The following is an 8,244-nucleotide window of genomic DNA, read 5'->3' as shown; positions in this document are numbered from 1 at the left end:
CAGAGACCTTGGAGTCCTTTTCAGAGCAGGGACCGAAGGTCCCTGCTTCGCCGTACGCAGTACCGACCATCGGGAGCGTAGGGACCGAAGGTCCCTGCTTCGCCGTACGCAGTACTAGGGACAGGTGACGCGGTAAGCGTCGAGCTCGATGTGCTTGATGAGGGTGCTCAGACCGAGCGGCTGGGTCACCGCGCACACCGCATCGAGTTCGCTTTCGTCCACGTACTCCGCGTGGAGGACGGCCTTGCCTGCCGCGATGAAGGTGTCCGCGTAGAGATCGCATTCGTCGTAGGTGAAGCACTCCTCGTTCAGGGCCCAGTCGAAGTCGTCCACGAGATCGGCGAGCTGTTCGAGGTCGTTCTTGAGCCCCACCGACAGGCCGCGCTCGTGCGCCGTGGTGGCGATGAAGCGGTTGAAGTCGAGCTGATCGTCTGCCGTCAACCCGAGACCATTGTCATTCGTGTAGCCGTCGACGTTATCGGGCTCGACGCCGTCGCATCCGCGCTGGACAGCGTATTCGATCCGGGCTTGCATGATCGCGCGGACCTCCGGGGTCCGGATGTCGATCCACAGCTCGTCCTGGAAGGGCGGATCGAGGGGGCTGCCCTTCACCGAATCCGGGAAGTCCGCAGAGTCGGGCCGGTAATCCTCGAAGCTGCCTGCGCTGAAATAGCAGATCACGCTGCGGCCAGCCGCGTGCAGGGCTCCGATTTCTTCGTCCTCGGTGGTGAATAGGTCGATGTCGTATACCGGCACGTCGAACGACGTGTCGATGGGCGGGTCCGAGAGCTGCCATTGCCAGTCGACGCCTGGCTGAAGCTGCAGCACGCCGCCGCTGCCACCGTTACCGCCCCCGCTGCCCCCGCTTCCCCCTTCGCCGCCTCCACCGGATGCGCCGCTGCCACCCCCACCGGCAGCGCCGCTGCCGCCTTCGCCTGCTGCGCCGCTACCGCCTCCGCCATCACTACCGTCAGCGTCGTCATCTCCGCAGGCCGTCATGCTGCAGGCAAAGAGCAGGAAGGAAAGCGCCAGCGGTACACCGCTCCGGAACATGGGTTGCATGACCTCATCCTATGCGCGCTCCGTTACCGCAGGACAGCCCGAGGCACCGAAATGCAGGGGCATGCAGTGGCCAATCTCGCCAAGAATGCTATTGACATTGGGTGCCATTTAGGGGCTGCACGGTGGGAAGATTCGCTGTCCAGCTCGCAATGTGTGCGCTCTGCGCATCCCTGCTGCTGGTCATCACGGGCTGTGCGCGGGCAGGGCGGCCGCGCTATGCCGAGGTGCTCGGAGCATCTGGCCAGGAACCAGGAGCGGCCCTCACCGAGGTCGGGGACAAGTTGAGGCCTCCCGCGGGGGAATGCCGAGACCGCGCCAGGGAGTACCTGGCAGATCACGGTACGCTGGTGGCGACACTCTCGCCCGAGCTGCGGGCCAGGACCGAGGATGTGATGCGCGGGCTCCACCCCATCGCCCAGCGGGTCCTCGATCGGGTGCACGGGGTCTGGTACGCGCGGAACATCGAGAGCGCGGCGGCGGTGTTCCTGACATGCGGGGTCGATGAGGTCGCCGCGACGGGGGGCTTCATCCTGCTCGACGAGGCGCAGTTCCCCTTCGACAGGCCGCTGCGAGACGCCGAGGTGCCAGGGCTCTACTGGCGCGCGCTCGCGGCGGATCCGGCGGCAGTGCTCGGGGAGAACGACCCGCTGCGCAGGCCGCGGGGCTCGGGAGAGGTGGGCGCGCTCCACCACGCGGCGCGCTACTTGCTCCTCCACGAGCTGGGACATGCGCTCTCTCTGCTCACCGGGGAGTTCGTCCTCGACGACGCGCTGCGGATGCAGGTGCACGGTTTGGACGGGTTCACGGGCTTCTCCTGGAAGGTGATGACCACGGACGGGAGCACCCTCCCGGGTACACGCGGCAAGACCCGGGTACGCGCGGTGGTCCCGCGGCGCAGCCTGGATCCGATGACCTGGGGCTCGCTCCTCGACACCATCGGGGCAGATCCGGATCCCCTGGTCCCCGGTTACGCGCTGGCGCGGCCACGGCGCACGCCGGCGACACTGGCGCGGGACGTGTGCGCCGGCGGCCTCGCGCTCGTGGGCGCCGGTTTCGTGACGCCCACCGCAGCGCGCTACCCGACCGAGGACTTCGCGGAGATGTTCGCGCACGCGCTCCTCGCGGACGAGGGCAAGCTCCTGCCCGGAGATCACGTCATCGTGGACCTGCCTGGCTGCGGCCGTCGCGAGATCCGCTCGCCGTACCACGCCGCCCCCCTGGGGCCCAAGCGGGCCTACCTGGAGAGCGCGCTGGGGCTCCACTCAGGACGACGGGCCACCGCCACCCTGTAGCGGTTTGACGCCGGCACCCGGCGGCAGGAACCTGGAGAGACCATGCGGCGCTCCAGCATCCTCCTCGCCCTCACCCTGCTCGCCCTCACCGGGCTCACGGCCTGCGTTCGCCAGTCTGCGCCGCAGCAGCAACCGGCGAGCTGCCGCTGCAACCGCCGGTAGCCTGCACCCTCTGCGAGCGGCTCAGCGAGAGCCGGTCCTGCCCCGCCCCCGCGCGGTACCAGGAGGGCTCGCGCCTCCCCCACGCCGCCCCGCCCCGCCAGCCGCCGAAGCCCGCCGCTTCGGCTTGGCAGGAGCCGCGCTGATCTCGGCCACCTCTTCCGTGCCCTGCAGCGACTTCAAGCCCCGGAGCTGGTCCCGCAGACGCGCTGCCTTCTCGAACTCCAGGTTCTCGGCGGCGGCGAACATCTCCTGGCGCAGCGCCTCGATCTGGTCGGCGAGGTCGACGGCACCCTTGCCGGACTGCGCTGTCGTGGCGCGCGCCGGGCCCTTGGAGACGGCGTAGTAGTCGCGCCCGCCCGAGGTCGGCGACAGGTCGAGGATGGCCTTCTTCACCGTGGCCGGCGTGATCCCGTGCTGCTTGTTGTACTCCTGCTGGATGGCGCGACGGCGGTCGGTCTCGCCGATGGCGTTCTTCATCGCCTCGGTCATCCGGTCTGCGTACATCAGGACGTGTCCGCGCACGTTGCGCGCCGCGCGGCCAATGGTCTGGACGAGCGACCGCAGGCTGCGCAGGAAGCCCTCCTTGTCGGCGTCGAGGATCGCGACCAGCGACACCTCGGGCAAGTCGAGGCCCTCGCGCAGCAGGTTGATGCCGACGAGCACGTCGAACTCGCCGCGGCGCAGATCGCGGAGGATCTCGACGCGCTCCAGGGTGTCGATGTCGGAGTGCAGGTAGCGCACCCGTACCCCGAGCTCCGTGTAGTACTCGGTGAGGTCCTCGGCCATGCGCTTGGTCAGGGTGGTGACGAGCACGCGCTCTCCGGCGCTCACGGTCTCGCGGACCCGCGCGAGCAGATCGTCCACCTGCCCGGCCACCGGGCGCACCGTGATCTCCGGATCGGTGAGGCCCGTGGGCCGGATGATCTGCTCGACCACCACGCCCCCGGAGCGCTCGACCTCGTAGTCACCCGGCGTGGCGCTGACGAAGAGCACCCGGTTGTAGTGCTCCTCGAACTCGTCGAACTTGAGCGGGCGGTTGTCGAGCGCGCTGGGCAGGCGGAAGCCGTGCTCGACGAGCGTCTCCTTGCGGGCGCGGTCGCCCCGGTACATCGCCGCCACCTGGGGGATGGTCTGGTGAGACTCGTCGACGATGAGCAAGAAGTCCTTGGGGAAGTAGTCGATCAGCGTGGGGGGCGGGTCGCCGGGGTTCCGGCCCGAGAGGTGGCGTGAGTAGTTCTCGATGCCGTTGCAGAAGCCCATCTGCTCCAGCATTTCGAGGTCGTACATCGTCCGCTGCTCGATGCGCTGCTTCTCCAGGAAGCGACCAGCCTTGTCGTAGTAGTCGATGCGGTCCCTCAGCTCCTCGCGGATGGCGGCGATGGATCGGCGGAGCTGCTGCTGCTCGGTCACGTAATGGGAGCCCGGGTACACGGCATAGCGATCGAGCTGCCCGACCACCTTGCCACGCACCGGATCGACCTCCTTGATGGCCTCGATCTCGTCCCCGAAGAACTCCACGCGGATCGCCAGCGACTCCTCGTAGGCCGGGAAGATCTCCACCACGTCCCCGCGCACCCGGAACGTGCCGCGGTGGAAATCGATGTCGTTGCGCGTGTACTGGATGTCCACCAGCCGGCGCAGGAGCTCGTCGCGGCGGAACTCCTCGCCCTTCTCCAGCTTGATGAGCAGCCCGTGGTAGCTCTCGGCAGAGCCGATGCCGTAGATGCAGCTCACCGAGGCGACGATGATCACGTCGGGTCGCGAGAGGAGCGCGTGCGTCGCCCCGTGGCGCATCCGATCGATCGCGTCGTTGATGATCGCGTCCTTCTCGATGTACGTGTCGCTCGCGGGGACGTAGGCCTCGGGCTGGTAGTAGTCGTAGTAGCTGACGAAGTACTGCACGGCGTTGTTCGGGAACAGCTCGCGCATCTCGCCATAGAGCTGGGCCGCCAGCGTCTTGTTCGGCGCCAGGATGAGGGTCGGCTTCTGGAAGTGCTCGATCACCTTCGCGGCCGTGAAGGTCTTGCCGCTGCCGGTGACGCCGAGGAGCACCTGGAACCGATCACCTCGCTCGAATGCGGTGCAGATTTCCTGGAGGGCACGCGGCTGGTCGCCGCAGGGCTTGAAATCCGAGACCAGCTCGAAGGGGGTGGGCATGAAGAGCGGGAACTTAATGGTCGCTCGCCCCGCCCGCAACCCCGCAGAATTCCGCCCGCAGGGCAGGTTCCTCGCGACGCTGCCCGGCTCTCCGGTCTCGTTGTGGCTCGTTGTGCTTCGGCATGCCTCGTCATGCCTCTCATGACCTCGTCATGCTCCGTCCGTCTCACCTCCATGCCGCTGCGTGGCGAGCGCAGTCATGGTGGGCATTGTGGCTGAGCTGCAGTGGTTGTGCCGCGCTGGAGCCCACCGTGCTACGTGCGGGTGGCCACCCATGGATAGCCTTCCCCTTCTCCCCGACCATCCGTACGCCTCGTTCCTCGACCAGGTCGACAAGCCGGCCCGCTACACCGGCGGCGAGGTGGGGTCGGTCGTCAAGGACTGGTCGAGCGTGGAGGCGCGCGTCTGCCTGGCTTTTCCCGATGTGTACGACATCGGGATGAGCCACCTCGGCTTCAAGATCCTCTACAAGATCCTCAACGACGATCCCCGCACCCTCGCCGAGCGCTGCTACACCCCGTGGGTCGACATGGAGGCGCAGCTCACCCGGCGGGGGCTGCCGCTCGTGTCGCTGGAGTCGGCGAGGCCCCTCCGCGACTTCGATGTCGTGGGCTTCTCGCTCCAGTTCGAGCTCACTTACTCGAACATCCTCACCATGCTGAAGCTCGGCGGGATTCCCCTGCGCGCGGCGGATCGCGGCGAGGACGACCCCCTGGTGATCGCTGGTGGCCCCGTGGCGACTCACCCCGAGCCGATCGCCCCGTTCATGGATCTGCTGGTCATCGGTGACGGCGAGGAGAAGGCCACCGAGGTCTCCCTCACCTGGACCCGGCTCAAGAAGGCCGGCGTCCCGCGGGCCGAGCGCCTCGTTGCGCTGGCGCGCCTCGGCGCCGTCTACGTGCCCTCGCTCTACGAGACGCGCATCGATCCCGACATCGGTATCGGCGTGGTCGACCGCGCGCTCCTGCCCGATCTGCCGCTCCCCGTGGGCCGCGCGCTCGTCGATCTCGACAAGTATCCCTTCCCCGACGACGCGCCGACCGGCGGCCCCGAGGCCATCTTCGACCGCATGTCCATCGAGATCGCCCGCGGTTGCACCGAGGGCTGCCGCTTCTGTCAGGCGGGGATGATCTACCGCCCCGTGCGCGAGCGTGACCCCGAGCAGGTCGTCGAGACGGTGCTCCGCGCCATCAAGCGCTCGGGCCAGGACGAGGTCTCGCTCACCGCGCTCTCCACGGCGGACGTCTCCTGCATCTCGCCCCTCATCAAGAAGATCGGCGCGCGCCTCGCCGCCGAGCGGGTCACCCTCGGCGTCTCCTCTCTGCGCGCCTACGGCCTGGAGCCCGACCTCCTCGATGAGCTCAAGCGGGTGCGCGCCGCAGGGCTGACCTTCGCGCCCGAGGCTGGCTCCCAGCGCATGCGCGACGTGGTGAACAAGAACGTCACCGAGGAGCAGCTCCTCGAGACCGCCGAGCGCGTCTTCTCCCGCGGCTTCGGCAAGATGAAGCTCTACTTCATGATCGGCCTCCCCACCGAGACCGACGACGACGTGCGCGGCATCGTCCAGACGGGCGCGCGCACGGCGTCCACCGGCCGCAGGGCCGCCGGCAAGGGCAAGCCCGCGGACGTCACCGTCAGCGTCTCGACGCACGTGCCCAAGCCCCACACGCCCTTCCAGTGGGCGGCCATGGACCCCCTCTCCGAGGTCGCCCGCAAGCAGCAGCTCCTCAAGGACACCGTGCGCCCTCACCGCGCCGTCACCCTCCGGACCCACGAGCCCCACGCCAGCGTCCTCGAAGGCATCTTCGCGCGCGGTGACCGCCGCCTCGCCGACGTCCTGGAGCGCGCGTTCCACAACGGCGCCCGCTTCGACTCGTGGGACGACCAGCTCAAGCTCGAGGTGTGGGAGGAGGCCTTCACCCACTTCGGCATCGACCGGACCCGCTACCTCGGGACGTTCCCCCTCACCGCGCGGCTGCCCTGGGATCACATCGACGTCGGCCTGGAAGAGGGCTTCCTCGCCAAGGAGTACCGCAAGGCCCTCCAGAGCCGCCTCAGCCCTCCCTGCGGCAAGGTGGCCGGCATGTTCGTGCACCACACGAACCTCGAAGATGCCCGCGCCGACGAGCGGCGCCTGGTCTGCTACGACTGCGGCGTCGCCTGCGACCTGTCGCTGATGCGCGAGGAGCGCTTCAGCTTCCTCGAAAAGCTCGGCGCCGAACGGCGCGCCCTGCCGGTGCTCAAGCCCGGGGCGGAGGAGATGTCGCCCGCGCAGGATGCGCAAGAGACGCAGCACACGCAGGACGCGCAGCACACGCAGGACGCGCAGAGCGCGCAGCACACGCAGGACGCGCAGCACACGCAGCACACGAACGCTCCTTCAGCGGCGGCGAGCGATGACCCGGAGCGCAGTGCGGCCTCCCCGCCGCCCCGCGCGCCAGCCCAGGCGAAGAAGCGCCCTCCCCAGCCCCAGGGGCGAGGAGGCATCGCGTACCGGCTCCGTTACGAGAAGACCGGACCGATGGCCCTCCTCGGCCACCTCGACGTCGTGCGCGAGCTTCCCCGGGTGCTGCGCCGCGTGGGCGTGCCAATGACCTACACCATCGGCTTCCACCCCAAGCCGGACATGACCTTCGGCCCCGCGCTCTCGCTCGGCGTGATCACCCTCGACGAGTACGCCGACGTGCGGCTCGAACAGGCGCTGGAGCCCGACGCCCTTGCCGATCTCGTCAAGGCCATGACGGCCTCGAGCCCCCGCGGCCTCAATTTCCGCGCTGCAGCGCGCCTCGGCGCCGAGGATCCGCCGCTCGGCAGGGTCATCGCAGGCGCCCGTTACCTCCTCGTCATGGCGCGCGCTGCAGCAGGCGGGGCCGACGCCGAGCAGCTCCTCGCCGCCCGCTGCCGCGCAGCCATGGACGCCACCTCGCTCACCCTCCGCCGCGAGGTCAGCGGCATCGGCAAGATGGTGGACGTGCGCACCTACCTCAAGCGCGCCGAGGTGGCCTCCGCCGAGGCGCTCGCCTCGCTCGCACAGGCCGGCCTCACCGGCGACGTCGTCGCCCTCGATGTCGAGGTCGACATCCTCGGCTCCGGTTCCGTCAAATCCTCCGAGGTCGCCACCGTCATCGCCGGCGAGGACGGCGCTGCACCGCCCCACCGCGCAATCAGGCTGGAACTCTTCGGGCGCAACGAGGCAGGCCAGCGCGTCTCCCCGCTGGACCTCCCTGCCCTCCGCCGTCCGCGCCCTGCCCCCGTGGCCAAGGAGCGCGCGCCCTCCCCTGCCCTGGCGGCCGACGCCGAGTAGTCCTGCGGCTCCTGCCTCCCGCTCCCCCAGCGAACACCGCGACCGCTACACCTGGCTGAGCCTGCAGCCGAGGCCCTGCCCCCCCCTGTGCCAGCAGAGGAGCACGCCGGTCCGTGGCCCCCTGCCCCCGTGACAGCAATGTCAGGGGTCGCAGCGCGCTCAGGGGATCGATCCCCCTGTTTGCCCGAGGATTTTGCGGTCCTTCGCCCCGGGCGCACCCTCGGCACCACTCTTGCTCCTATAGGCGGGCGTCGGACAGGTCAACAG

4 protein-coding genes are annotated in these 8,244 nt (G+C 69.1%); 2 read left to right on the top strand and 2 right to left on the bottom strand.

Going from position 1 to position 8,244, the window contains the following annotated elements; genetic code table 11:
* Positions 1-114 precede the first annotated feature (114 nt).
* Positions 115-1,062 carry an endo alpha-1,4 polygalactosaminidase gene (locus tag CAP_RS30175; protein ID WP_197041419.1) on the bottom strand — a complete coding sequence of 316 codons (948 nt, stop codon included), beginning with the start codon at positions 1,060-1,062 and terminating at the stop codon, positions 115-117.
* A 122-nt stretch (positions 1,063-1,184) separates the two neighbouring features.
* Between CAP_RS30175 and CAP_RS30170 the strand changes: the two genes are divergently transcribed.
* Positions 1,185-2,354: a hypothetical protein gene (locus CAP_RS30170; protein WP_197041418.1), complete on the top strand. Its 1,170-nt coding sequence runs from the start codon at positions 1,185-1,187 to the stop codon at positions 2,352-2,354.
* Positions 2,355-2,537: 183 nt separating this feature from the next.
* On the opposite strand, the gene uvrB is transcribed toward CAP_RS30170, so the two are convergent.
* A complete protein-coding gene (uvrB, locus tag CAP_RS30165; RefSeq protein ID WP_044247173.1) occupies positions 2,538-4,673 on the bottom strand; it encodes an excinuclease ABC subunit UvrB in 2,136 nt (711 codons plus the stop codon).
* 274 nt (positions 4,674-4,947) lie between these two features.
* Here uvrB and CAP_RS30160 point away from each other — a divergent pair, with 274 nt between their 5' ends.
* Positions 4,948-7,977 (top strand): TIGR03960 family B12-binding radical SAM protein, encoded by a 3,030-nt coding sequence (locus tag CAP_RS30160; RefSeq protein ID WP_044247143.1) that lies wholly within the window; start codon positions 4,948-4,950, stop codon positions 7,975-7,977.
* The last annotated feature ends 267 nt before the right edge of the window (positions 7,978-8,244 follow it).

Origin of the sequence: Chondromyces apiculatus DSM 436 (genome assembly GCF_000601485.1) — a bacterium.
Taxonomy (GTDB): domain Bacteria; phylum Myxococcota_A; class Polyangia; order Polyangiales; family Polyangiaceae; genus Chondromyces; species Chondromyces apiculatus.
The sequence above is the reverse complement of the archived record's forward strand: the minus strand, read 5'-3'. Positions and strand labels throughout refer to the sequence as shown.

Coding starts and splice junctions, on each gene's coding strand:
- CAP_RS30175 (WP_197041419.1), bottom strand. CDS start 1,062: ATGCAACCCATGTTCCGGAGCGGTGTACCGCTGGCGCTTTCCTTCCTG.
- uvrB (WP_044247173.1), bottom strand. CDS start 4,673: ATGCCCACCCCCTTCGAGCTGGTCTCGGATTTCAAGCCCTGCGGCGAC.
- CAP_RS30160 (WP_044247143.1), top strand. CDS start 4,948: ATGGATAGCCTTCCCCTTCTCCCCGACCATCCGTACGCCTCGTTCCTC.